The sequence below is a fragment of the Streptomyces sp. P9-A4 genome (genome assembly GCF_036634195.1).
GTDB lineage: Bacteria > Actinomycetota > Actinomycetes > Streptomycetales > Streptomycetaceae > Streptomyces.
Map to the genome: position 1 here is coordinate 1,184,055 of NZ_JAZIFY010000001.1, position 24,358 is coordinate 1,208,412.

Here is a 24,358-nt window from a genome sequence, read left to right on the forward strand (position 1 = left end):
GACAAGCGGACGTGGCTCAGTTGGTAGAGCATCACCTTGCCAAGGTGAGGGTCGCGAGTTCGAATCTCGTCGTCCGCTCGATGTGGGGGATCTTCCCGAACCCCTGTATTCACTCCTGGTGGAGTGGCCGAGAGGCGAGGCAACGGCCTGCAAAGCCGTCTACACGGGTTCAAATCCCGTCTCCACCTCCAAGGACGATTAGCTCAGCGGGAGAGCGCTTCCCTGACACGGAAGAGGTCACTGGTTCAATCCCAGTATCGTCCACTGGGCCTTCGGGTCCTGGGTCTTCGGATCCCCCGCGCGATTAGCTCAGCGGGAGAGCGCTTCCCTGACACGGAAGAGGTCACTGGTTCAATCCCAGTATCGCGCACGCAGTACGCAGCACCTTCGGGTAGCTCGTGTGCACCCCGCGCGATTAGCTCAGCGGGAGAGCGCTTCCCTGACACGGAAGAGGTCACTGGTTCAATCCCAGTATCGCGCACCACCAAGAAGCCCCCGGCCGCATCTCGCGGCCGGGGGCTTCCGTGTTCCCCCGCTCAGGAGGAGAAGAGCATCCGGCCGAAACCGCGCTGGCGGTAGTGACCGCCGCCGTGGTGGCCGCCGTGGTGCGGGGCGCCCCAGGCGGGAGCGGCGGGCGCGGGCTGCGCCGGGTAGGCCTGCGGGGCGGGCGGGGCCGGCGGGGCCTGCTGGCCCCACTGGGACTCCAGGCGGGTCAGGGACTCCAGCTCGCCGTAGTCCAGGAATATCCCCCGGCAGCCGCTGCACTGCTCGATCTGGACGCCGTTGCGGTTGTACGTGTGCATGGCCGCATGACACTTGGGGCACTGCATGGTCGGCTCAACTCCCTGACTTCGCCGTTCGAATGGTGGCTTCACCTTACGTGGACGCCGAGGGGGCCAAGTCGGTTCGGAATCCCACGATACGGGCGCAGGTGTCGATCATCACCTCCTCGACCTCGTCGAGCGGCCTGTGCTCGGCCGTCGACTTGGCGAGGGCCAGGGCCGCCGTCTGGACCGTCAGCGCACGGGCCGGGACGTCGAGTCGGGCCCAGGGGTCGGCGCCCACGGCGGGGCCGCCCGCCTCCTGGTACGCCCCGAGGAAGCGGGACCAGACCTCCGGGGGCAGGATGCCGGCGGCGAACCAGGCGGCGGGGCGGGCGAGATCCCAGGCCGGATCGCCGAGGCCGAGGTCGTCGATGTCGATGAGCCGCCAGGGGCCGGTGGGCACGGACCGGGTGTCACGGACGAGTTGGCCGAGGTGGAAGTCGCCGTGGCAGAGGTGACGGGGTGTCTGGGTGGGGCCGGTGGGGCCGGTGGGGATCTGCTGCCGGGTGCCGGCGTTCGGCCCTCGGCTGTCGGAGATCGGCGGCCGAGCGTGGGGGATCGCTCCCCGGACGCCGTCGGCCGGGATCGTTCGCCAGGCCGCCAGGACCGTTGCCGTGGCCGGGTGGTCCGGGGCCGTCGCGCGCATCCGGTCGACCGCCAGCGCCGCCTTCACCGGCGCCCGCATCTCCGGGAGACGGCCTGCCGTCCCGGGCGGCGGCGGGGTGCGGTGGAGCAGGGCGAGCAGCCGCGCCGCCTCCTCCCAGGGGGCGGCGTCGGGGTCCGCCGGGTCCACGGGCGGGCCGTACGGCCAGAGGGTGACGGGGCGGCCGTCCAGTGCCTCCGGCGCGGACGCGGGCGTCACGAGGGGCGGGAGGAAGACCCCGGAGACGTCCGGGTGCGCGGCGAGCGCCAGCCGTGCGCGGTGCTCCTCCGGGTCGGTGCCGGGGGCGTGCGCCTTCGCGACCAGTCCCCCGTGGCGTACGACCGTCCCGTCGTCCCGGTCGGCGAGCACCCCCACCAGGGTTCCCGGGCAGCGACAGGGTGCGCCGGGCCCGTGCGCGGCGGCGTGCGCGACGGCCGCCAGGTGCTCCGGCGGGGGCGGGGCGGGGCGGTCGTGCGGCGGTTTCGGGGCAGTGGAGTCCACGCCGGGAGCGTATCGGGGCGGAACGGCGGGGCGGGAACGCGCGAAAGGCCGGTCAGCTCCCCAGCTGACCGGCCCCACGCTGCCGTCCGCCGCACCCCCGTCCCCACGGGGCTGATGGCCGGATGTCCCGACCCGGGCCGCTCTCCCGGGTCCGGGGCGCTGTCAGCGCCCCAGCATCGCGCTCACGGACGACGCCTGTGTGACCACCGCTTCCCAGCCGCCGAAGACGACCACGAGCAGGGCCGCGAGAGGGAGGACCATGGCGGTGGCCACCAGGGGGTGGCGCCGACTCGAAGGCCGGGTGCTCGTCCGCGCTGCGGTGAATGCCATGGTTCCTCTCCTGTCGTGTTCCGGCGCGGCGGGTGCGTACCTCGGGGGACGAGTGCTGCACCCGCCGCTTGACCTCAACACTAGGGAGCCCGGAGGCGCGGAACGTCATGCCCGCGTACCGACTTGCGGGCCTCCCGGAGGATGACTCACGTCCTTACGGCGTACTCCCGTGGGTGGAGAAGGGGGGTCCGGAACCCCGGGTCTTCCCGGAGGGGTCACGGGCAGCGGGCCGACGGGCACGGGCGGGCGTGACTTCCCTCACTTCACGGGGCCCGGTGCGAAGGCGCTGGTCCGCGCGGGCCGGGTCGCTCCCCCCGAGGCGTCCGCCCGTATTCCTGTCGGCTGCTCAAGTGGGGCGCGGGGAAGGGAGGTTGGAGCGGGCCGCCGAACGCCTCCGCCGGGCCCCGTCCTCCTCAGTACTGACAATCGATCCGGTGCGAGGGCGCGGCCTATGAGCACGCGCGGGCACCACTACGTAAGCTGTGCCACGTCGAACGGACGAGGGGACGGACATGGCGATGATGCGGCTCCGGCGCGAGGATCCGCGGATCGTCGGGTCGTTCCGGCTCCACCGCAGGCTGGGGGCCGGCGGGATGGGCGTCGTGTACCTGGGCTCCGACCGGCGCGGCCAGCGGGTGGCACTGAAGGTGATCCGGCCGGATCTGGCCGAGGACCAGGAGTTCCGGTCCCGGTTCGCCCGCGAGGTGTCCGCCGCCCGGCGCATCCGCGGCGGCTGCACGGCCCGGCTCGTCGCCGCCGACCTGGAGGCCGAGCGCCCCTGGTTCGCCACCCAGTACGTGCCCGGCCCCTCCCTGCACGACCGGGTCGCCGAGGAGGGGGCGCTGCGCGCCGCCGACGTGGCCACGATCGGGGCGGCGCTCTCGGAAGGGCTCGTCGCCGTCCACGAGGCCGGTGTCGTGCACCGCGACCTCAAGCCCTCGAACATCCTGCTCTCCCCCAAGGGCCCCCGCATCATCGACTTCGGCATCGCCTGGGCCACCGGGGCCAGCACCCTGACCCATGTCGGCACGGCCGTCGGCTCGCCCGGCTTCCTCGCCCCCGAGCAGGTGCGCGGCGCGGCCGTCACCCCGGCCACCGACGTGTTCTCGCTCGGTGCCACCCTCGCGTACGCCGCCATGGCCGACTCCCCCTTCGGGCACGGCAGTTCCGAGGTCATGCTCTACCGCGTGGTGCACGAGGAGCCGCAGCTGCACGGGGTGCCGGACGCGCTCGCGCCGCTGGTCCGGGCCTGCCTCGCCAAGGACCCGGAGGACCGCCCCAGCACGCTCCAGCTGTCCATGCGGCTCAAGGAGATCGCGGCGCGCGAGGCCCAGGGGCTGCCGGTCTCCCGGCCTCCCGTGCAGCGGGAGCGCGCCGAGGAGCGGAACACGCTGCGGCCGACCGAGCGCTACACCGAGCGGGAGGGGCCGCTGTCCGGGCGCGGTCCGGAACGGGGCGCCGAACGAGGTGCCGAGCGCGGCTCCGAGAGAGGGCTCGAACGTGGGCCCGAGCGGGGGCAGGCGCGCGTGGGCGGGCCTGCCTCGCGGCCGTCCGCCGGACCTCGCACCGGAGGGTCCCAGGGCCCCCGGTCCCGCTCGGGGACCCGGCCCGGTGCCCGGTCGACCTCGACCGGACGCCGCCCCGCCAACCCGCGGCTGCTGCGGCAGCGGCTCTTCGTCTTCGTGGTCGTGACGCTCGTGGTGGCCCTGGGCATCGCCGCCGCCCAGGCCCTCCAGGGGTAAGCCCCCCGGGATCAGGACTCCGGGGAGGACTCCGGCGTCAGGCCTCCGGGGTCAGGAGTCAGGACTTCGGGCTCAGGACTCCGGGCGGCCCGTCGCCACCGCGTAGAACGCGACGGCCGCCGCCGCACCGACGTTCAGCGAGTCGACGCCGTGCGCCATCGGGATGCGGACCCACTCGTCGGCGGCGCGCAGGGCCTGCGTGGACAGGCCGTCGCCCTCCGCGCCCAGCATCAGCGCCACCCGCTCCAGGCGGTGCGGAGCAGCCTCGTCGATCGACATCGCCTTCTCGGCCGGAGTGAGCGCGAGCAGCTTGAACCCCGCCTCCCGTACGGCCTCCAGACCCCGCGGCCAGCTGTCCAGGCGCGCGTACGGGACGGAGAACACCGCCCCCATCGACACCTTCACCGAGCGGCGGTAGAGCGGGTCCGCGCAGTCCGGCGAGAGCAGCACCGCGTCCATGCCGAGCGCGGCGGCGCTGCGGAAGATCGCGCCGATGTTGGTGTGGTCGTTCACCGACTCCATCACGACCACCCGCCGGGCGACGCCCAGAAGCTCCGCCGCGTCCGGGAGCGGCTTGCGCTGCATCGAGGCGAGCGCGCCCCGGTGCACGTGGTAGCCGGTCACGCGTTCGGCGAGGTCCGGCTGGATCGCGTACACCGGCGCCGGGACCTCGTCGATGACGTCCCGCATCACGTCGACCCACTTCGCGGAGAGCAGCATCGACCTCATCTCGTACCCGGCCTGCCGGGCCCGGCGGATGACCTTCTCGCCCTCCGCGATGAACAGGCCCTCGGCCGGCTCGCGTCTCCGGCGGAGCTCGACATCGGTCAGACCGGTGTAGTCGCGCAGGCGCGGGTCGTCGGGATCGTCGATCGTGATGAGTTCGGCCACGAGGTGATACTGCCTTGTCCGGGGTGTGGTGCCAATGTGTCGGCCGGGTTCGGGGGCCCTGCCGGGGGTCGGGGGTGCGGGTTTCGGCTTCCTGGAGAGGTCGCCCTCGCGGGCTACTTCACCAGGCGGTCCGGGGCTTCCCTGACCACGTCGCCGATCACGATGACCGCCGGCGGACGGACCTCCTGGGCCCTCACCGTCTCCGCTACCGTCGCCAGCGTGGCGTCCACCCTGCGCTGCGACGCCGTGGTGCCCTCCTGGACCAGGGCCAGCGGGGTGTCCGGGGACTTCCCGTGGGCGATCAGCGCCTCGGCGATCTTCCCGATCTTGTCCACGCCCATGAGGATCACGAGCGTGCCGGTCAGCTTCGCGAGGGACGCCCAGTCGACCAGCGAGCGCGGGTCGTCGGGGGCCACGTGGCCGCTGACCACGGTGAACTCATGGGCCACTCCGCGGTGCGTGACCGGGATGCCGGCCGCACCGGGGACCGAGATCGAGCTGGAGATGCCCGGGACCACCGTGCAGGCGATTCCCTCGGCGGCCAGCGCCTGGGCCTCCTCCATGCCCCGGCCGAAGACGAACGGGTCGCCGCCCTTGAGCCGTACCACGGACCTGCCCGCCTTCGCGTGCTCGATCAGCGCGTTGTTGATGGCCTCCTGGGCCATGAAACGGCCGTACGGGATCTTCGCCGCGTCGATCACCTCGACGTGCGGCGGCAGCTCGTCCAGGAGGTCACGGGGGCCGAGCCGGTCCGCGATGACCACGTCCGCATCCGCCAGCAGCCGGCGGCCTCGCACCGTGATCAGGTCCGGGTCGCCGGGGCCGCCGCCCACCAGGGCGACGAAGGGGGTACGGGCGCGGCGCGCGGGCGCGGCGATCGAACCGTCGCGGAGCCCCTCGACGATCGCGTCACGCACGGCGGCGGAGCGGCGGGGGTCGTGGCCGGTGAGGACGGCGACGGTCACGCCCTCGCTGCGGCCGGTGGCCGGGGTCCAGGCGGTGGCCGCCTCCGCGTCGTCCGAGCGCACGCACCAGGTCCGGGTCCGCTCGGCCTCGGCGGACGCGGCGGCGTTCGCGGCCGGGTCCGTGGTCGCCACCAGGGCGTACCAGGCGTCGGCCAGGTCCCCGTCCTCGTACCGGCGCTTGATCCAGGTGATCTCGCCCGTCTCCGCCATCACGTCCACGGAGGGGGTCGCGGACGGCGAGATCAGTGTGATCTCGGCGCCCGCGGCGATCAGGGCCGGCAGCCGGCGCTGGGCCACCTGGCCGCCGCCGAGGACGACTACGCGGCGGCCCGCCAGGCGCAGGCCCACGGGGTAGGCGGGGTGCGTCGTCGGCTGGGCGGTGTGATCGGCGTGCTCGGCCATGGGTGAGCGGCTCCTCGGAGGGTGGGTGCTGGCCACTGCTTCGGTGAAGCGGCTGGTGGGGCCACGATATCGGTGACGGCTACATGTCACGCTGTGATGGATCTCCCGGGGGCTCGGCCGGGCTTCCGCCGTGACGGATCTCCCGGGGCCGATCCGGTCTCCCCACTGCGTCTCGGGGGATTCCGGTGGCCCCGCCCGGTGGGCCCCTTCCGTGGGGGCCGCTCCGGGACCGTGCTCGGGACCGCATGATTCACGGCGCGTGCAGGGACCGTTCTTGTGGGCGTGCTGTTCACGCGCCACCAATCACGCTCTACGTCCCGAACACGGTCCCTGCGCGTCCCCCACTCGCGTATGTGGGTGGGGGACGCTTCGGCGGTCCTACTTCTCGGTGACGCCCGCCGAGTCGAACGTGGCCACCTCGTGCATCGCGCGGGCCGCGCTCTGCACCAGCGGGAGGGCCAGCAGGGCGCCCGTGCCCTCGCCGAGGCGGAGGTCCAGGTCGACCAGGGGGCGCAGGCCCAGCTTGTTGAGCGCGGCCACATGGCCGGGCTCCGCGCTGCGGTGGCCGGCGATGCAGGCCGCCAGCGACTCGGGGGCGATGGCGCGGGCGACCAGGGCCGCCGCGCCCGTGGAGACGCCGTCCAGGATCACCGGGGTACGGAGGGACGCCGCGCCCAGGATCAGGCCGACGAGGGCCGCGTGCTCCAGGCCGCCGACCGACGCGAGGACGCCGATCGGGTCCGCCGGGTCCGGCTTGTGCAGGTCGAGGGCGCGACGGACCACATCCACCTTGCGGGCGTGCGTCTCGTCGTTGATGCCCGTGCCGCGGCCGGTGACCTCGGTCGGGTCGACGCCCGTGTAGACCGAGATCAGGGCGGCGGACGCGGTGGTGTTCGCGATGCCCATCTCGCCCGTGAGCAGCGCCTTGTTGCCTGCCGCCACCAGGTCGCGGGCCGTCTCGATGCCCACCTCGATCGCCGCCAGTACTTCTTCGCGGGTCATCGCCAGGCCGGTGGTGAAGTCAGCGGTTCCCGGGCGGACCTTGCGCGGAAGCAGGCCCGGCGTGGCCGGGAGTTCGGAGGCGACGCCCACGTCGATGACGCAGACCTCGGCGCCCACCTGGTTGGCGAAGGCGTTGCAGACCGCTCCCCCGCCGAGGAAGTTGGCCACCATCTGGCCGGTGACCTCCTGCGGCCACGGGGTCACGCCCTGGGCGTGGACACCGTGGTCGCCGGCGAAGATCGCGACCGCCGCGGGCTCCGGGATCGGCGGCGGGCAGACCCGGGAGAGGCCGGAGAGCTGCGCGGAGATGATCTCCAGCATGCCCAGCGCCCCGGCGGGCTTGGTCATGCGCTTCTGGCGCTCCCAGGCCTCGCCCAGCGCCTTGGCGTCCAGCGGGCGGATGTTGGCGATGGTCTCCTGGAGGAGGTCGTGCGGCTCCTCGCCGGGCAGGGCGCGGCGGCCGTACGTCTCCTCGTGGACGACCCAGGCGAGCGGGCGGCGCTTGGACCAGCCCGCCTGCATCAGTTCGGGCTCCTCGGGGAACTCGTCGACATAGCCGACGCAGAGGTACGCGACCACTTCGAGGTGCTCGGGGAGGCCCAGCGTGCGGACCATCTCGCGCTCGTCGAAGAAGCTGACCCAGCCCACGCCGAGGCCTTCGGCCCGGGCCGCGAGCCAGAGGTTCTCGACCGCGAGCGCCGAGGAGTACGGGGCCATCTGCGGCTGCGTGTAGCGGCCGAGGGTGTGGCGACCGCCCCGGGTCGGGTCCGCCGTCACCACGATGTTGACCGGGGTGTCGAGGATCGCCTCGATCTTCAGTTCCTTGAACTGCTTCGCCCGGGCCTTGGGCAGCGACTTGGCGTAGGCCTCGCGCTGGCGCTCGGCCAGTTCGTGCATCGTCTGCCGGGTCTCGGCGGAGCGGATGACGACGAAGTCCCAGGGCTGCGAGTGGCCGACGCTGGGGGCCGTGTGGGCGGCCTCCAGGACGCGGAGCAGCACCTCGTGCGGGATCGGGTCGGAGCGGAAGCCGTTGCGGATGTCGCGGCGCTCGCGCATGACCCTGAGGACCGCTTCGCGCTCGGCGTCGTCGTAACCCGGGGCCGGGGCGGACTCCGGGGAGGGGGCGGACTCCTGGTCCTCTTCCGGCGCGGTCGCGGGAGCCGGCTCGGTCGCGGGAGCGGACTCGGCCTCGGGAGCGGACTCGGGAGCGGGCTCGGCCTCGGGAGCGGCATCGAGGTCGGGGGCCGCGTCGAGGTTCGGGGTCTCGTCGAGGTCGGGGGCCGCCGTGGCCTCCGGCTCCGTGTCGGGGACGGCCTCGGCGGTCTCCGGCTCGGTGGCGGGCGTCGCCACGTCGGCCGCGAGCGGCTCGGGGGTCTCCGTGGGCTCCTCGGCCGCTGCGGGCTCCGCCTCCGCCGGTACGGGCTCGGGGGCTTCCTCCGCCACCAGCGGGAGCTCCTCGGCCGCCACCTCTACGGGGGCCTCCTCGGGCGTGCTGATCGCCTCGGCTTCGGGCTCCGTCGGCTCCTCGGGCGTCTCCGGCTGCGGCTCCGTCTCCGGGGCCTGCTCCGCTTCCCGTACGGGCTCCGGGGCGGCTTCCGCCTCCGGCTCTCGCGGTGCGGGGACGGTGGCCTCGGGCGCTACGGCCTCGGCGGCCGGGGGCTCGGTGGGCTCCGCCACGGGCTCCTCGGCGGCCTCCACCGGGGTGGCCGCCACGGGCTCCGACGGCTCCTGCCGCTCGGGGGCCTCGGCCGGTTCGGCTTCCGGGGTCTGCGGGGCCGGGACCGGGGCCAGGTGCGGGGTCGTCGGGACCGAGCCCTCGACCTGCACGAACTGGCCGTTCGGAGGGACGACCGTTTCTGCGGGGGCCGGCTGTGCCACCGGCTCCGGCGGCTGCGCGGCCCACGGCTCCGCGCCCTGCGGCGCGAGCTGCTGGTCCTGCGCGATGTCGAAGTACTCGGGGCCGGTGGTCGGCGGGCCCGGGTTGCGTACCGGCACCGGCGCGGGGCCGGTGGCCACGAGCGGCTCGGGCACGGGGACCGGGGCGGGCTGCGGGACCGGCGCGGCGGCCGGGCCGCGGTCGGCCAGCGAGAGGACGACCCCTCCGGCCTCGGGCACGGGCGGGCCCATGTGCAGCGGGCGGCGGGCCGGACCGGGCGCGGGCGCCGGGGCGGGCGGGGGCACGCGGACCCCGCCGATGTCGACGGAGCCGGTGTCGAGGATGCCGGGCTCGTAGCCGTGGTCGGTGACGACCTGCTCGTGCGGGGGCACGGGAACCTCGTGCGGTGGCACGGGCACGCCGTGCGCCGGAGTGCCGGCGAGCGGGACGCCGTGCGCGGGGGTACCGGCGAACTGCTCGGCCGGGATTCCGTGCGCCGGAGTGCCCGCGAGCGGGACGCCGTGCGTCGGGGTGCCCATGGGCTGCGCGAGCGGGACGCCCTGCGGCGGGGTCTGCGTCTGCGGGGCCGTCAGGACGTCGGCGAGCGCCACGGCGTCGAGCGGGGCCGTGAGCGGGTCCGGCAGGGGCGCGGCGAGCGGGTCGCCCGGCTGGGGCTGCGCCTCCTGGTGCGGTACGCCCTGCTGGGGGGCCGTCTGGTTCGGGACCATCGGCGGGGGCGGCACGGCGACCGGCGGCGCGGGCGGGACGCCCGGCGGGTGCTCGCTCCAGGCGCCCTGGGCGCCCGGCATCAGCAGCAGGTCGTCGTCCTCTGTGGTGTGACCGGAGGGGTCCAGGAAGGTGTACGCGCCCGGAGCGGGGATGCCCGGCTGCTCGACCATGCCTGAGTTCTCCGGCAGTCCCTCGCCCGGGACCTGGCCGGTGTCCGTCATGCGTACCCCTCGCCCATCGCTTGTTCCTTCAGACCTGCGCCCGTCGACAACAACGAGCGCGTGCGCCGCGCGGCACGAAGAACACGCGGACACCCACACATTGTCGCGGCCCCCGGCCTTCGTGGCAGGGAGATTCGCCACGGTGCTCTGTGGACTGCGCCACGTCGCGCGGTCCCCCCTTGTCGCGTACCACGTCAGCGGCACAAAGCGGCCACCCGATCAGGACATTGCCGAACGAATCGCCGAACATCCGGATGCGGTACAACAATCGGCCAGCCTACCCGTCTCCGGGGGGCCTCACGGTCGGGGGTGGGGTCGCCCCGGCGGGCCTACGCGGAGTTCGCCCTGCGTCCGGACAGCAGGAACACGACGGAACGCTCGCGTTCCGACCAGTCGGCCGGGTCGAGACCGACGGTCTGGAGGAGGAGGCTCTCGACCGTGTAGCCGCCGCCCGCGAGGGCGGCGCCGATCGCCTCGGCCTCGTCGCGGGTGGAGGCGTGGGCGACGATCCGTTCCGGTCGCCGGTCGGTGCAGGCCGTGACGACGGGGACGCCGCCCGCCGCGATCCGTACGACATCGGGTTCGGGCAGGTTCTCCAGGACGTGCGGGGCGCGGCCCGGGACGGTCTGGAGGGGTACGCCGTGGCGGCGTGCGGCCTGCTCGGTGCGGGCACAGGCGGCCGGGTCGGCGTCCACGGCGATGACGGCGGCGCCGAAGCGGGCGGCCTCGACGGCGAAGGCGCCGCCCGCGCAGCCGATGTCCCAGACGAGGTCCCCGGTGCGGGGGCCGAGGCGGGCGAGCTGGGCGGCGCGGAGCGACGGGTCCTCGCCGGTGCCGGTCCGTCCGCCCTCGTGCCCGTACTCCTCCATGGGCAGGCCCCAGCCCCGTACGGACCGGGCCGCCGTGTCCTGGCCGGCCAGCCAGGGGGTGCCGGGGGTTCCGCCGGTGGTGCCGCCGCCGATGACGAGGACGACGTTGGGGTCGCGCCAGCTGTGGTCGGCGGCCCTGTCGGAGGTGAGGACGGACACCTGTTCGCGGTCGGTGCCGAGCTCCTCGCAGACGACGAAGGTGCGGTGGACCCCTTCGAGGAGAAGGGCGAGTTCGGCGGGTCCCGCGCCGGGCGAGGTGAGGACGGCGACCTTGGGGTGGGCGCGGCAGACGTTGACGGCGCGGCGCAGGGTGCGCTGGTGGGCGACGACGATCCGGGCGTCCTCCCAGGGCATGCCGGCGCGGGCGAAGGCGGCGGCGACCGAGGAGACGGCGGGGACGACCTCGACCTCGAGGCCGTGTTCGGGGGCGCGCAGGGTGCGGACGACGCCGAAGAAGCCGGGGTCGCCGTCGGCGAGGACGACGGCGGTGCCGCGGTGGCCGGCGATGCGGCGGGCGGCGAGGTCGACGCTGCCGAGGCGGATGCGTTCGGCGGCGGGCGGCACCTCGGGCAGCGCCAGGTGGTGGGCGGCGCCGGCCACCAGGGTGGCGGCGGAGAGCGCGGACCGGGCCGCCGAGGTGAGGGGCGAACCGTCCCAGCCGATCACCGTGACGCGGTCGGCCATCGTCGTCGTCTCCTGGTGTCGTCGCAGGTCGGGAGGTGTGCCGAGCGTACCCCGCGCGGGCCGGCGGGGCTCAGCTCCAGTCGGTGAAGGAGGAGTATCCGGCCTCGGCCATCTGGTCGGCGACGCCGTCGAGGTCCTCTGGGAGGAGGCCCCAGACGATGAAGTCGGTGCGCAGATCGGTCCAGCTGCCGTCCTCGGTGCGGGTGCGGGCTATGCAGGCGTTGCGCAGGACGCCTTCGCTGATGCAGCCGATCTTCTGGGCCACCTGCTGGGAGGCGGTGTTGTCGGCGGCCGTGCGGAGTTCCAGACGTTCGAACCCCTGGTCGCCGAAGAGCCACTGGGCGGTGGCGAGGGCGGCCTCGGAGGCGTACCCCTCGCCGCGTGCCCAGGGGGCGATGATGTAGGAGATCTCGGTGGTGCGGACCCGCCAGTCGGTCCTGCTCAGCTGGATGACACCGACGAGGCGCTGGGTGAGGAACTCGGTGACGGCGAGGTCGATGCCCCGGCCCGCGGCGCGTTCGGCGGGGGCGTACTCGGTGATCCATCGGTGGGCCGCGGCCTCGGTGTAGGGCTGGGGCACCGCGGTCCATGCGGCCACGAGTTCGTCGTTCATCATCTCGGCGAGGGCGGGGGCGTCCGCCTCTTCGAGCGCGCGCAGCACCAACCGGTCCGTGTTGATGGAGATGTCCGGAAAGGTGGTAGTCATGCGCAGCTCCATGCCGTGGACCGTCCGAATCGACCGTGAACGCACAGCATGCAGCATGCGGCCGCCGCCGCGCATGGCCGGGTGGGGTGTCGGGCGGGGGTGCGGCGAAGGCCCCGCGCACCGGACGGGATGCGGGGGCCTTCTGCCCAAGGACCGTACGGGGGAACCGGTCTGACGGTCCCTCGGCCGATGGTCCTCGTCGGGGGCTGTTACTTGACGGCGCCGAAGGCCGGGATGATCGAGCCCTTGTAGGTGTCCTCGATGTACTTCTTCACCTCGGGCGAGTTGAGGAGCTTCGCGAGCTTCTGCACGCGGGCGTCCTTCTCGTTGCCCTCCTTGACGGCGAGGAAGTTGGCGTAGGGGTTGCCCTCGGCCTTCTCCAGGGCCAGCGCGTCCTTCGCCGGCTCAAGCTTGGCCTCGATGGCGAAGTTGCCGTTGATGACGGCGGCGTCCACGTCGTTCAGGGCGCGGGGCACGGTGGCGGCCTCCAGCTCCTTGAACTCCAGGCCCTTCTTGTCGGTGATGTCGGAGATCTTGGCGTTGGTGCCGACACCGGGCTTGATCGTGATCAGGCCGTTGTCGGCGAGCAGCTGGAGGGCGCGGCCGCCGTTGGTGGTGTCGTTGGGGACGGCGATGGTCTGGCCCGCCTTGATGTCCTTCAGCGACTTGAGGTTCTTGGAGTAGAGGCCCAGCGGCTCCAGGTGGACGTTGACCACCGGGACGATGTGGGTGTTGTTCTTCTTGTTGAAGTCGTCGAGGTACGGCTTGTGCTGGAAGAAGTTGGCGTCGACCTGGCCGGTCTCGGTGGCGGTGTTCGGCAGGATGTAGTCCGTGAACTCCTTCACCTCCAGCTTCAGGCCGGCCTTCTCGGCCAGGTTGTCCTTGACGTAGTTGAGGATGTCGGCGTGCGGCGTCGGGGACGCGGCGACGACGAGGGCCTTGTCGGCGTCTCCGGAGCCGGCCGCCTTGGAGGACGGGTCCGAGGAGGTGCCGCAGGCGGTGAGGCCGAGGGCGAGGGCGGCGGTGGCGGCGATGCCGGCGGTGAGCTTGATGTTCTTACGCACGAAGAGTGCCTCTTTCAGGTGGAGCGGTGGACGCCTGGACAACAAGTCCGGGCTGTTCTTCGAAGGACGAAGTCTGGGGTGGCCGGGGGGCGTTACGCGGTACGGCCCCGGCGGGCGAGGAGTCGTACGACCCCGTCGCCGATGAGCTGGACGACGGTCACGATCAGGACCAGCACGACCACGGTGACCAGCATGAACGTGGTGTCGAAGCGCTGGTATCCGTAGGTGACGGCCTTGGATCCGAGGCCTTCGCCGCCGACCGCGCCGGCCATCGCCGAGTAGCCGATGAGGACGATGACCGTGGTGGTGACGCCCGAGATCAGCGAAGGCAGGGCCTGCGGGAGCAGCACCTTGCGGACGATGGTGGGGATGCCGCCGCCCATGGCCTGGACGGCCTCGACGAGTCCGTGGTCGACCTCGCGGACCGAGGTCTCGACGAGCCGGGCGAAGAAGGGGATGGCGCCGATGGCGAGCGGCACGATCATCGCGGTCGGGCCGATGAAGGTGCCGACGACGAAGGTGGTGAAGGGGATCAGGGCGATCAGCAGGATGATGAAGGGCAGCGAACGCCCGACGTTCACGATCGCACCGACGATCTTGTTCACCGGCCGGTTCTGCAGCAGTCCGCCCTTGTCCGTGAGGACGAGGAGGATGCCGAGCGGCAGGCCGCCGAGCACGGTGACGACGGTGGCCCACAGGACCATGTAGAGCGTGTCGACGGTGCCCTGCTCCAGCAGGGGCTGCATCTCGGACCAGGTCACTTGGCACCTTCCTTCACCAGCACGGGCGCGGTGGCCGGCTCCTGCGATTCCTCTTCGACGACCTCGACCTGGAGGCCCTGCTCGCGCAGGAAGCCGACCGGGACGACGTTGTCCTCGTACCGTCCGGGCAGTTCGATCCGCATCCGGCCGATCTGCTTGCCGCCGACGGTGTCCATCGCCGCCCCGAGGATCGAGATGTCGATGTTGTACGTGCGGGAGAGCTGCGAGATGACCGGCTGGGTCGCGGACTCACCGTGGAAGGTGACGTCGACGACGGTGCGGTCGGGGCCGGTGTGCGAGCCGCTGACCGGGAAGAGTTCGGCCGCCAGCTGGGAGCCGGGGGTGGCCAGCAGCTCGCCGACGGTGCCGGACTCGACGACGCGGCCGTGCTGCATCAGCGCGGCGGAGTCGCAGATGGTCTTCACGACGTCCATCTCGTGGGTGATGAGGAGGACGGTGAGGCCGAGCTGCTGGTTGAGGTCCCGCAGCAGCTGGAGGATGGAGCGGGTGGTCTCCGGGTCGAGGGCGCTGGTGGCCTCGTCGGAGAGCAGGACCCTGGGCTCGCCGGCGAGGGCGCGGGCGATGCCCACACGCTGCTTCTGGCCGCCGGAGAGCTGGCCGGGGTAGGACTTCGCCTTGTCGGCGAGGCCGACCAGGTCGAGGAGTTCGAGGGCCCGGCGGGAACGCTCGGCGCCGGAGACGCCGAGGATCTCCAGGGGAAGTTCGATGTTGTCCTTCACCGTGCGGGAGGACAGCAGGTTGAAGTGCTGGAAGACCATGCCGATGCTGCTGCGCGCCCGGCGCAGGTCCCGGCCCGCGCGGCGGCCCTTGCCGGCGAGGGCGGTGAGGTCGAGGCCGTCGACGGTCACCGTGCCGGAGGTGGGGCGCTCCAGGAGGTTGACGCAGCGGATGAGCGAGGACTTGCCGGCGCCGCTCTGGCCGATCACGCCGAAGACCTCGCCCTCGCGGACGTGGAGGTCGACGCCGTCCAGAGCGGTGACCTGCCGGCCGCGCGACTCATAGACCTTGGTCAGGCCCGAAGTGGTGATCACAGGGGGTTTCCGTCACTGTCGAGTGCGCGACGCGGGGTCCGTCGTGCACGGGGCATTCGTCGATTCGGACAGTCAGGCGCACGGAAGCCGCTCCGGCGGGTGACCGGGGTTCGGCGGGGTGCGCGGGGCGGGCACGGTCCGTCGCCGGAAGGCGGGCGGATCGGCGCGGCCGTCGGTCTCGCTTCGGGGCGCGGGACTCAGGCGGGGGCCCTCAGAAGGCGCACATTCGACACATACAACGAGCACCGGGCGTCGTGATCGCCTCGGTCGCAAGGGTGCGGCTGCTCGTCGTGGTCATGGGTGCAAGTAAACCATGCGCAGGTGCGAACGAAACGGGGCTGTCCGAATAGCGGACGTCGTTGAGACGTCATGCGGACAGCGTGGAGGCGGGGGTTCCGGTCCGCTTTCCCGGTGTGGCCTGCGGGGAAGGGGCCGGTGGATCGGGTGGCCCGCGGAGGTGCGAGGGGGCGGGTGCGGGGGCCGGTTGTGGCCAAGGCCACCTTCGGGGGCCAGGGGGCACCGGGGGGGCGGGGGTGGAGCGGCGGGAGCCGCGGGGGTGCGGCAGGGGGCGGGCGCATCCGGCCGTCCGGACCGTAATACCCTCGGGCGCATGCTTGACGTCCTGACGGTCGCGGTCTCCGTGGCCGCGCTCGCCCTCGCCGCCTGGTGCGGCTTCGCCGCCTTCCGCGACCAGCCGACCAAGGACTGGCACTTCATCGGCATGGCCGTGGTGACCTTCCTCGTCGTGGTCCAGCTGATCGCCGGGATCGTGCAGCTGGCGCGCGGCGAGAAGGCCGAGGAGGGGGCGACGATCTTCGTCGCCTATCTGATCGGGGCGCTGTGCGCGGTGCCCATCGCCGGATTCATGTCGCTCGCGGAGCGCAGCCGGTGGGGTTCGGCCACGGTGGCCGCCGGCGCGGTCGTCCTCGCCGTGCTCGAAGTGCGTCTCTACGACATCTGGACGGTGGGCTGAGCATGACCGGGACGCAGGAGACGCAGGAGAAGGCCGCCCCGGGCGGGAAGACCCGGCTCGTCACGGGCCCCGGCATGCTGCTGGTCTGGCTGTACGGCGTGATGTCGGTCGGCGCGGTCTCGCGCTCGATCTACCAGATCGCCTCCGAGTTCGACCGGGCGCCACTCGCGTACTCCCTGTCGGCGGTGGCGGCGGTCGTCTACGTCTTCATCACGTACACGCTGGTGCGCGGCGGGGAGAAGGCCCGCAGGGCGGCGCTGGTGTGCTGCGCCGCCGAGCTCGCGGGCGTGCTGATCGTCGGGGCCTGGACGCTGGCGGAGCCGTCCGCCTTCCCGGACGCGACGGTCTGGTCGGACTTCGGCTACGGCTACCTCTTCATCCCGGTGCTGCTGCCGCTGACCGGCATCTGGTGGCTGCGCCGGTCGCGTACCGAGGCCCCGGCCGCCTGAGTCAGGCGGCCTTCTCCAGGGTCACCAGGGTGAGCCCGGGGCCCAGCTCGCGGGTGGCGACCTGGGCGTACCCCTTGCTGCGGTAGAGGCGGAGGTTGCCCTCGCTGCGGTGGCCGGTGAAGAGCTGGAAGCGCTTCGCGGACGCCTTCGAGACCGGGGCCGCTTCGGCGAAGTGGCGCTCGATGCCGTCGAGGAGCCGACCGCCGAGACCGTGCCGCCGCATGCGGGGGTGCACGATCAGCTTGGCGATCCGTACCGTGCCGTCCTCGTCGACGCAGGCCCGCACGGAGGCCACGACCTCGTCACCGAGCCGGGCCACGAGCCCGTGTCCCTCGTCCAGTTCGGCGCGCAGGGCGTCGAGGGACTGGGTGAGCGGTTCGATGGACCAGTCCCCGTACAGCTCCGCCTCGCTCTGGTAGCAGAGGTACTGCAGCTTCAGGATGTGCTCCGCGTCCCGCACGTCCGCTGCTGAGATGGTCACGCTCAGGCCCATGTGTGCACGCCTCCCGCTCATCTGGTCGATCATCGGTTTACCGCACCCTTCCCCGTCGGCCGGGGGCGGGAACCTTTGCGGTCAGCATTCTGCGCAGGCATCCCAGGCAACGGGAACGCATCGGCCCCAGACTGCCCTGTGAGATACCCAACTCTCCTGCGATTTCCTGGTAGGTGGGGTCCTCGGGGTCGAGCATCGCGGTCAGCACCCAGGGACAGCGGCCCGGCGTCCGGGTGACGGCGGCGAGCAGGTCGCGACGGCCCTCGGCGACCATCAGGGAGTGTTCCGGGGAGCCGTGGGGCTCGGCACCGACCGGCTCGTGGACGGGCTCGTCGCGGTACGGGCGTTCGCGGTCGCTGGTCCGGCGGGCCCGGCGGGCCTCGGCCCTGACGGCCCGGCGCAGCCATTCGGCGGGCCGCTCGGGGGCGGCACCGGTCTCCCGCAGCTGTTCGAGGAGGCGGAGCCAGACGGCCTGTTCGAGGTCGCCCGGGTCGACACCGGCGGCCGGCGCCTCGGCGTCGGACTCGGCGGCGAGCAGCGGCGCGAGGGCGGCGAGGAGTCCGGGGGCGGTCTCCTGGACGGGGGCCGGGGCTGGGGTTGCGGCGGGGGTGGTGCCGGGGGTGGTCATGACCGGCACGATGCCGGGGTACGCGGGCGTGGTTGCGATACGGGGTTCAAACCACCCGGGAGGGTGTGCGGGCCCGGCCGTCGGGCCCGCACACGGGTACCGGAGCGTCCGCCCGCTCCGTCGCCCCGCCTCCGTCGTCGCGGTCGGTCAGCCGCGGGTGCCGAGGTCCGCGGCGGCGAGCAGCGCGGTGTCCGGGTTGTCGGCGAAGATGCCGTCGATGCCCGTCTCCAGGTACCGCTTCAGGGAGCCGAAGGCGTCGCCGTACGCCGTCGGGTCCGTGCCCCGGCGGAAGTCCGCGGGCAGGAAGCTGTTCTCGTTGCGGTGGGTGTACGGGTGGAGGATCAGGCCCTCCGCGTGCGCGTCCCGGACCAGGGTCGTCGGGTCGCCGAGCCGGCCGCTCGCGTCCTTGGGGATGACCAGGTCGAGGGTGGGGCCGATGCCCCGGGCGTACGAGGCGATCCAGCGCAGGCCCTTGGGCGTGACCAGGTCCGCGACCGTGCGCGGGTCCCCCGCCTGGACGAAGTCCCAGGGGCGGCTGTTCGCGCCGGAGAGCAGGACCACGCCGGGCGCGTCCACCAGCTCGGCGAGCCGCTGGATGCTGCTCGGCTCGAAGGACTGGAGGAAGACCGGGGAGTTCGCGCGGTGGCGACCGTACCGGCGGAGCTGCTTGGCGAGCCGCTCCTCCAGGCCGAGGCCGAGGGAGCGGAAGTACGTGGGGTGCTTGGTCTCGACGTGCAGCCAGACCTCGCGGCCCCGGCGGCGGCCCTCGTCCTCGGCCCAGCGCAGCACCTCCTCGAAGGTGGGGACGGTCCAGCGGCCGTCGTACAGGGTGTTCTCCTGGCGGGTGCCCGGGATGCGCTCCTTGGCCCGCAGGGTCTTGAGCTCGGCGAGCGTGAAGTCCTCGGTGAACCAGCCGGTGAGGGCGGTGCCGTCGATGGTCTTGGTGGTCTTCCGGGACGCGAACTCGGGGTGGTCGGCGACGTCGGTGGTGCCGGTGATGTCGTTCTCGTGGCGGCAGACCAGGTGCCCGTCCTTGGTGGGGACGAGGTCCTGCTCGATGACGTGGGCGCCGAGGTCGAGGGCGAGCCGGTACGAGCCGAGGGTGTGCTCGGGCCGGTATCCGCTGGCGCCGCGGTGGCCGATGACGGTGGGGACCGGGAGGGAGCGGTAGCCGCGGCCGTGGCCGTGCGCCGCGCCACTGGTCCGCTGGTCGTCGGCCCGGGCCGTGCCCGTACCGGCCGTGAGGGCCGTGGAGGCGCCGAGGACGGTGGCGCCCGCCGCTCCGAGAACCGTCCGCCGCGCCGGGGTCCGGCGTTCGCCCTGGGTCATGAAGTGTCCTCCTGTGTGGTGTCCCGCACCTGTCGACGGGTGTCCCCGACGCTAGGCACCGGGGCCCTACGGGTGGCAGACCTCGGCCGAACATGGCGGAAACACACGTCAACACTGCGTATCCACTCGGTGAACCCGATGTGCGCGTGGCGGTGACCCGCGAGTATCGTCCTCAGCTGCACCGTCAGCTCGACTGACCCGCGTCCCACCGGAGGAACCGTTGTCCCGTCTCGCGATCATCAAGGCAGTGCTCGGGCCGGTCATGCGCCTGATGTTCCGCCCCCGCGTGGAGGGCGCCGAGAACATTCCGGGGACCGGTCCCGTCATCCTCGCGGGCAACCACCTGACCTTCATCGACTCGATGATCATGCCGATCTGCCTGGACCGTCCGGTCTATTTCATCGGCAAGGACGAGTACGTGACGGGCAAGGGCCTCAAGGGCCGGGCGATGGCCTGGTTCTTCACCAGCGTCGGCATGATCCCGGTGGACCGGGACGGCGGCCGCGGCGGTGTCGCGGCGCTGATGACCGGCCGCCGGGTGCTCGAGGAGGGCAAGATCTTCTCGATCTACCCGGAGGGCACCCGCTCCCCCGACGGCCGGCTGTACCGGGGCCGTACGGGCATCGCGCGGCTCACTCTGATGACGGGCGCGCCGGTGATCCCGTTCGCGATGATCGGCACCGACAAGATCCAGCCGGGCGGGTCGGGTTTCCCGCGTCCGGGCCGGGTGACGGTCCGCTTCGGCGAGGCGATGGAGTTCTCGCGGTACGACGGGATGGACCGCGACCGCTATGTGCTGCGGGCGGTGACGGACTCGGTGATGGCCGAGGTCATGCGGCTGTCGGGGCAGGAGTACGTGGACATGTACGCCACGAAGGCGAAGGCCGCATAGCGCCGTGAACGTGTGAAGGTGCCCCGTACGGCCTGGCGGCTGTACGGGGCACCTTCGTGTTTCCGGTCGTGTTCCCGGGGCGTCAGTGCTCGACGCCGTCCTCGTTCCCGGGGCGTCAGTGCTCGACGCCGTCCTCCAGCTTCTGGCCCTTGAGCAGGAACCAGGCGGCGACCGCCGTGGCCAGGAGGACCGCCGCGCCGACGCCGGCCGCGATCCGCAGGCCGTCGACGAAGGCGTCCTGGGCGGCGGACATCAGGGCCGTCGCGGTGTCCGGTGCCAGGGCGCCGGAGGCCTCGGCCGCACCGCCGAGCGACTCGTGGGCGGCTGACGCGACGTCGGACGGGACACCGGCCGGGGTGGCGAAGCCCCGGTAGACTCCGGTCACGATCGAGCCGAGGACGGCGATGCCGAGCGCGGCGCCCAGTTCGTAGGCGGTCTCGGAGACCGCCGAGGCGGAACCGGCCTGTTCCTTCGGGACGCTGGAGAGGATCACGTCGGCGGTGACGGTGAACGCGAAGCCCGCGCCCACACCGACGACGAGCAGGGCGGCACCGAGCAGCGGGTAGCCGGTGTGCTGGTCGATCGTCGTCAGGGCGGCGAGGGAGAGGCCGACCGCCGCGAGACCGCCGGCCACCACGGACCGCACGGAGAAGCGCCGGGCCACGAGACCCGCGATCAGACCGGCCGTGACCGCGCCGACGGCGGCGGGGAGTTCGGCGAGACCGGCCTCCAGCGGCTGGCGACCCTGGACCAGCTGGAAGAACTGGGACAGGAAGAACACCAGGCCGGAGAGGCCCAGGATCGTCAGCAGGTCGGCGAGGACGGCGCCCGAGAACCCGCGGTGGCGGAACAGCCGCATGTCCAGGAGCGGCGTCGGCAGGGTCAGCTGCCTGCGGACGAACCAGGTCAGGGCGCCCACGCCGACGAGCCCGGCGAGCCCCACGTCGAGCGACGGCCCCTTGGAGGCCAGCTCCTTGATCGCGTAGACGATGCCGATCATGCCGACGAGGGAGAGCAGCACGCTGGGCAGGTCCCAGGGACCCTGGGTCGGGTTCTTGGACTCGGGGATCAGCTTGATGCCGACGACCACGAGGACGGCCATGACGGGCAGGTTGATCAGGAAGACCGAGCCCCACCAGAAGTGCTCGAGGAGGAAACCGCCGACGACCGGACCGACGGCGGCGCCGGCCGAGGCCATGGCACCCCAGATGCCGATGGCGAGGCTGCGCTCGCGCGGGTCGTGGAAGAGGTTCCGGATGAGCGCCAGGGTGGACGGCATCAGGGTGGCACCGGCGACACCGAGCAGCGCGCGGGCCGCGATCATCATCTCGGGGCTGGTGGCGTAGGCGTTCAGCACGGAGACGGCACCGAAGGCGGTGGCGCCGATGAGCAGCAGCTTCTTGCGGCCGATCCGGTCGCCGAGGCTGCCCATGGAGACCAGGAGTCCGGCGATGACGAAGGAGTAGACGTCGCCGATCCAGAGGAGCTGGGTGCCGGTGGGCTTGAGGTCCTCGGAGAGGAAGGGGGTGGCGAGTCCGAGCACCGTGGCGTCGACCGCCACGAGGAGGACGGCGAGGACGAGGACGGACAGGGCGAGCCACCGACCGGGGCCGCCGCGCACGCCCTCGGTATGTCCGGTGTTCCTGACGGTGGTGGTGGTCACTTCTCCACGCTCCTGCGCGCTCCGCCGAGCAGCAGCTCGGCGATCATGTACTGGAAGTCCTTGGCGGCGACCCGGCCGTCCTGCACGGCCCAGGCGCCGGAACCGATGAGCCCGTAGAGGGCCTCGGTGAGCCAGGCGGGGGTCAGGTCGATCCGGAAGACGCCTTCTTCCTGGCCTCGCCGGAAGAGGGCGGAGACCCGGGCGTCGAGGCGTTCCCAGCCGTCGTTCTGCTGGTCGCCCTCGAAGAGCTGGTTCTCGGTCACGAGGAACGAGAGCAGCGGCGCGACGGGCTCGACCTCGGCGATGAGCCGGCGTACGGCCTCGTCGGCGGGCCCTTCAGCGGTGCGGGCCCGGTCGTGGGCCGCCTCCAGCTCCTGGAGGCCCAGCTCTTCGAGCGCCCGCACCAGGGCCTCCCGCCCGGCGAAGTGCCGGTGCAGCGTGGCCCGGCCGATCCCCGCGGCGCGGGCGACCTCGTCCATGGTGGCGGTCGCCTTGCGGGTGAGCAGGGCGGCTGCGGCACGGAGCACCTGGATGCGATCGACTGACATGAGACGACCATACACCGAATGAGACATCGATGTCTCATTCGATAATTCGACGCCTCACCGCAGGCGGGAACGGAATGCTGTGAACATGACGAAGCCACTGCTGCTGATCGACGTCGACGGGCCACTGAATCCGTACGCGGCACAGCGCGAGCGGCGCCCCGAGGGGTACACGACGCACCGGATGCGGCCCGGCGGATGGTTCGGGACGAAGCCGCTGCGGGTCTGGCTGAATCCGGAGCACGGCGACGAGCTGCTCGCGCTCGCCGAGGCGTACGAGCCGGTCTGGGCGACGACCTGGAAGGGTGAGGCGAACGACTGGATCGGGCCCCATCTCGGGCTGCCCGAGCTGCCGTTCATCGACTGGCCCCAGATGCACGGAAAGGCCCCTCGCGGGACCTTCTGGAAGACGCAGTACATCCTGGAGTACGCGGCCGGGCGGCCGTTCGCCTGGGTCGACGACGACATCACCTCGTACGACCACGAGTACGTGGAGCGGAACCACCTCGCCGCCGCCCTGCTCCTGCACGTCGACCCCCGGATCGGGCTGATCCGGCCGGACTTCGACGCACTCGCGGAGTGGGCGGCGGCGCTGTGAACTGCTGAGCGGGCCTGGTGGGTGGGCCGAGGTGGCCTGCCGGGTGCTACTTCTTGGCGGTGGCCCAGGCGTGCTGGATCACCAGGTCCGCCTTGACCTCGACCAGCTGGGTGGCGACCGCCGAGGGGGCGGTGCCGCCCCGGCCGTCGCGGGAGGCGAGGGCGCCGGGGACGTTGAGGACCGTGCGGACCTCGGGGGTGAGGTGCTCGGAGATCTTGGCGAACTGCTCGTCCGTGAGCTCGTCCAGCTCCTTGCCCTCGGACTCGGCGACCTTCACGCACTCGCCGGCCACCTCGTGCGCCACCCGGAACGGCACGCCCTGCTTGACCAGCCACTCCGCGATGTCCGTCGCGAGCGAGAAGCCGGCCGGGGCCAGCTCCTCCATGCGCTCCCGGTTGACGGTGAGCGTGGCCATCATGCCGGTGAAGGCCGGCAGCAGGATCTCCAGCTGGTCGCAGGAGTCGAAGACCGGCTCCTTGTCCTCCTGGAGGTCTCGGTTGTAGGCGAGCGGGAGCGCCTTGAGGGTGGCGAGCAGGCCGGTGTGGTTGCCGATGAGGCGGCCGGACTTGCCACGGGCCAGCTCGGCGATGTCCGGGTTCTTCTTCTGCGGCATGATCGACGACCCGGTGGAGAAGGCGTCGTGCAGGGTCACGAAGGAGAACTCCTTCGTGTTCCAGATGATGATCTCCTCCGCGATCCGGGAGAGGTTGATCCCGATCATCGCGGTGATGAAGCTGAACTCGGCGACGAAGTCACGGGAGGCCGTGCCGTCGATGGAGTTGCCGACCGAGCCGCGCTCGAAGCCGAGGTCCTTGGCGACCGCCTCCGGGTCGAGCCCGAGGGAGGAACCGGCGAGGGCGCCGGAGCCGTACGGGGAGACCGCCGTCCGGGTGTCCCACTGCCGCAGCCGCTCGGCGTCCCGGGAGAGGGACTGGACGTGGGCGAGGACGTGGTGCGCGAACAGCACGGGCTGGGCGTGCTGGAGGTGCGTACGGCCGGGCATGGCGACGTCCGAGTGGGCCTCCGCGAGACCGACCAGGGCGTCCTGGAGCTCCGCGACGAGGCCGCCGATGATCCGGGCGTGGTCGCGCAGGTACATCTTGAAGAGGGTGGCGACCTGGTCGTTACGGGACCGGCCGGCGCGCAGCTTGCCGCCGAGGTCCGGACCGAGGCGCTCCAGGAGGCCCCGCTCCAGGGCGGTGTGGACGTCCTCGTCGGCGATGGTGCCGACGAAGGAGCCGTCGGCGACGTCCGCCTCCAGCAGGTCGAGCCCGGCGAGCATCCGGGTCAGCTCGTCCTCGGTGAGCAGCCCCGCCTTGTGCAGCACGCGCGCGTGGGCGCGGGAACCGGCGATGTCGTACGGCGCGAGACGCCAGTCGAAGTGGACCGACGCGGAGAGCTTCGCCAGCGCCTCGGCGGGACCGTCCGCGAACCGTCCGCCCCAGAGCCGGACATCACCGTTGTTGCTGCTCACAGCTACTGCTCCTCCACCTTGCGACCACGTCTCATGCATGAGTATGCAGTCG

Annotated in this window: 22 protein-coding genes and 5 tRNA genes; 10 read left to right on the forward strand and 17 right to left on the reverse strand. The window is 72.5% G+C overall.

All coding sequences use genetic code 11. The features are described from left to right. Positions 1-5 precede the first annotated feature (5 nt). The 5 genes from V4Y03_RS05220 (at position 6) to V4Y03_RS05240 (ending at position 484) form a co-directional block, all read left to right on the forward strand. Positions 6-78 (forward strand) — tRNA-Gly (locus V4Y03_RS05220). A gap of 39 nt (positions 79-117) precedes the next feature. After that, positions 118-191 (forward strand) — tRNA-Cys (locus V4Y03_RS05225). A gap of 1 nt (position 192) precedes the next feature. Continuing rightward, positions 193-264, forward strand: a tRNA-Val gene (locus V4Y03_RS05230). Positions 265-298: 34 nt separating this feature from the next. Further along, positions 299-370: transfer RNA gene (locus V4Y03_RS05235), tRNA-Val, on the forward strand. Between the two features lie 39 nt (positions 371-409). Further along, positions 410-484 (forward strand) — tRNA-Val (locus tag V4Y03_RS05240). Positions 485-536: 52 nt separating this feature from the next. On the opposite strand, the gene V4Y03_RS05245 is transcribed toward V4Y03_RS05240, so the two are convergent. The 3 genes from V4Y03_RS05245 to V4Y03_RS05255 form a co-directional block, all read right to left on the reverse strand. Beyond that, a complete protein-coding gene (locus tag V4Y03_RS05245) occupies positions 537-830 on the reverse strand; it encodes a TFIIB-type zinc ribbon-containing protein (RefSeq protein WP_332434168.1) in 294 nt (97 codons plus the stop codon). 46 nt (positions 831-876) lie between these two features. After that, positions 877-1,968, reverse strand: a complete 1,092-nt coding sequence (locus V4Y03_RS05250) for a phosphotransferase family protein (protein ID WP_332434169.1) — start codon at positions 1,966-1,968, stop codon at positions 877-879. Between the two features lie 162 nt (positions 1,969-2,130). Beyond that, positions 2,131-2,298, reverse strand: a complete 168-nt coding sequence (locus V4Y03_RS05255; RefSeq protein ID WP_332434170.1) for a hypothetical protein — start codon at positions 2,296-2,298, stop codon at positions 2,131-2,133. Positions 2,299-2,810: 512 nt separating this feature from the next. On the opposite strand from V4Y03_RS05255, the gene V4Y03_RS05260 reads away from it, so the two are divergent. Next, complete coding sequence (locus V4Y03_RS05260) at positions 2,811-4,040, forward strand: serine/threonine-protein kinase (RefSeq protein ID WP_317877565.1); 1,230 nt, start codon at positions 2,811-2,813, stop codon at positions 4,038-4,040. 72 nt (positions 4,041-4,112) lie between these two features. Here V4Y03_RS05260 and V4Y03_RS05265 read toward each other — a convergent pair whose 3' ends face one another. From V4Y03_RS05265 to V4Y03_RS05300, 8 genes are all read right to left on the reverse strand, one after another. Continuing rightward, a complete protein-coding gene (locus V4Y03_RS05265; RefSeq protein WP_317877566.1) occupies positions 4,113-4,931 on the reverse strand; it encodes a TrmH family RNA methyltransferase in 819 nt (272 codons plus the stop codon). Between the two features lie 113 nt (positions 4,932-5,044). Then, on the reverse strand, positions 5,045-6,298 hold the full coding sequence (gene cobA, locus V4Y03_RS05270) for a uroporphyrinogen-III C-methyltransferase (protein ID WP_332434171.1): 1,254 nt from the start codon (positions 6,296-6,298) through the stop codon (positions 5,045-5,047). A 378-nt stretch (positions 6,299-6,676) separates the two neighbouring features. Further along, the gene (cobT, locus tag V4Y03_RS05275) at positions 6,677-10,126 is read right to left on the reverse strand and encodes a nicotinate-nucleotide--dimethylbenzimidazole phosphoribosyltransferase (protein ID WP_332434172.1); all 3,450 of its coding nucleotides are present in this window, start codon (positions 10,124-10,126) and stop codon (positions 6,677-6,679) included. Between the two features lie 329 nt (positions 10,127-10,455). After that, positions 10,456-11,679 carry a precorrin-6y C5,15-methyltransferase (decarboxylating) subunit CbiE gene (gene cbiE, locus V4Y03_RS05280; protein ID WP_332434173.1) on the reverse strand — a complete coding sequence of 408 codons (1,224 nt, stop codon included), beginning with the start codon at positions 11,677-11,679 and terminating at the stop codon, positions 10,456-10,458. A 70-nt stretch (positions 11,680-11,749) separates the two neighbouring features. Beyond that, positions 11,750-12,385, reverse strand: a complete 636-nt coding sequence (locus tag V4Y03_RS05285) for a GNAT family N-acetyltransferase (protein ID WP_332434174.1) — start codon at positions 12,383-12,385, stop codon at positions 11,750-11,752. A 209-nt stretch (positions 12,386-12,594) separates the two neighbouring features. Continuing rightward, positions 12,595-13,449 carry a MetQ/NlpA family ABC transporter substrate-binding protein gene (locus tag V4Y03_RS05290; RefSeq protein ID WP_332434175.1) on the reverse strand — a complete coding sequence of 285 codons (855 nt, stop codon included), beginning with the start codon at positions 13,447-13,449 and terminating at the stop codon, positions 12,595-12,597. Positions 13,450-13,541: 92 nt separating this feature from the next. After that, a complete protein-coding gene (locus tag V4Y03_RS05295; protein WP_317876186.1) occupies positions 13,542-14,210 on the reverse strand; it encodes a methionine ABC transporter permease in 669 nt (222 codons plus the stop codon). Beyond that, a complete protein-coding gene (locus V4Y03_RS05300) occupies positions 14,207-15,262 on the reverse strand; it encodes a methionine ABC transporter ATP-binding protein (protein ID WP_332434176.1) in 1,056 nt (351 codons plus the stop codon). Before V4Y03_RS05300 ends, V4Y03_RS05295 begins: the two co-directional genes overlap by 4 nt. A gap of 610 nt (positions 15,263-15,872) precedes the next feature. Between V4Y03_RS05300 and V4Y03_RS05305 the strand changes: the two genes are divergently transcribed. Together V4Y03_RS05305 and V4Y03_RS05310 are read left to right on the forward strand one after the other, a co-directional pair. After that, the gene (locus V4Y03_RS05305; protein ID WP_317876188.1) at positions 15,873-16,235 is read left to right on the forward strand and encodes a hypothetical protein; all 363 of its coding nucleotides are present in this window, start codon (positions 15,873-15,875) and stop codon (positions 16,233-16,235) included. 2 nt (positions 16,236-16,237) lie between these two features. Continuing rightward, a complete protein-coding gene (locus V4Y03_RS05310; RefSeq protein ID WP_317876189.1) occupies positions 16,238-16,684 on the forward strand; it encodes a hypothetical protein in 447 nt (148 codons plus the stop codon). A 1-nt stretch (position 16,685) separates the two neighbouring features. On the opposite strand, the gene V4Y03_RS05315 is transcribed toward V4Y03_RS05310, so the two are convergent. The 3 genes from V4Y03_RS05315 to V4Y03_RS05325 all read right to left on the reverse strand — a co-directional run bounded on the left by V4Y03_RS05315 (position 16,686) and on the right by V4Y03_RS05325 (position 19,134). Further along, positions 16,686-17,177: a GNAT family N-acetyltransferase gene (locus V4Y03_RS05315; protein ID WP_317876198.1), complete on the reverse strand. Its 492-nt coding sequence runs from the start codon at positions 17,175-17,177 to the stop codon at positions 16,686-16,688. 37 nt (positions 17,178-17,214) lie between these two features. Beyond that, positions 17,215-17,805, reverse strand: a complete 591-nt coding sequence (locus V4Y03_RS05320; protein WP_332434177.1) for a sigma-70 family RNA polymerase sigma factor — start codon at positions 17,803-17,805, stop codon at positions 17,215-17,217. 147 nt (positions 17,806-17,952) lie between these two features. After that, positions 17,953-19,134 (reverse strand): glycerophosphodiester phosphodiesterase, encoded by a 1,182-nt coding sequence (locus V4Y03_RS05325; RefSeq protein ID WP_332434178.1) that lies wholly within the window; start codon positions 19,132-19,134, stop codon positions 17,953-17,955. 220 nt (positions 19,135-19,354) lie between these two features. Between V4Y03_RS05325 and V4Y03_RS05330 the strand changes: the two genes are divergently transcribed. Further along, positions 19,355-20,026, forward strand: a complete 672-nt coding sequence (locus V4Y03_RS05330; RefSeq protein WP_317876192.1) for a lysophospholipid acyltransferase family protein — start codon at positions 19,355-19,357, stop codon at positions 20,024-20,026. 115 nt (positions 20,027-20,141) lie between these two features. Here V4Y03_RS05330 and V4Y03_RS05335 read toward each other — a convergent pair whose 3' ends face one another. Both V4Y03_RS05335 and V4Y03_RS05340 read right to left on the reverse strand, forming a co-directional pair. Next, positions 20,142-21,689, reverse strand: a complete 1,548-nt coding sequence (locus tag V4Y03_RS05335) for an MFS transporter (RefSeq protein WP_317876193.1) — start codon at positions 21,687-21,689, stop codon at positions 20,142-20,144. Next, positions 21,686-22,237, reverse strand: coding sequence for a TetR/AcrR family transcriptional regulator (locus V4Y03_RS05340; protein ID WP_317876194.1), 552 nt, complete (start codon positions 22,235-22,237; stop codon positions 21,686-21,688). The genes V4Y03_RS05335 and V4Y03_RS05340 overlap by 4 nt, the downstream gene beginning before the upstream one ends. A gap of 85 nt (positions 22,238-22,322) precedes the next feature. On the opposite strand from V4Y03_RS05340, the gene V4Y03_RS05345 reads away from it, so the two are divergent. After that, positions 22,323-22,832, forward strand: coding sequence for an HAD domain-containing protein (locus tag V4Y03_RS05345; RefSeq protein ID WP_332434179.1), 510 nt, complete (start codon positions 22,323-22,325; stop codon positions 22,830-22,832). A gap of 46 nt (positions 22,833-22,878) precedes the next feature. Here V4Y03_RS05345 and argH read toward each other — a convergent pair whose 3' ends face one another. Then, entirely contained in the window at positions 22,879-24,306 is a 1,428-nt protein-coding gene (gene argH / locus V4Y03_RS05350) for an argininosuccinate lyase (protein WP_317876196.1), read from the reverse strand. Positions 24,307-24,358: the final 52 nt, after the last annotated feature.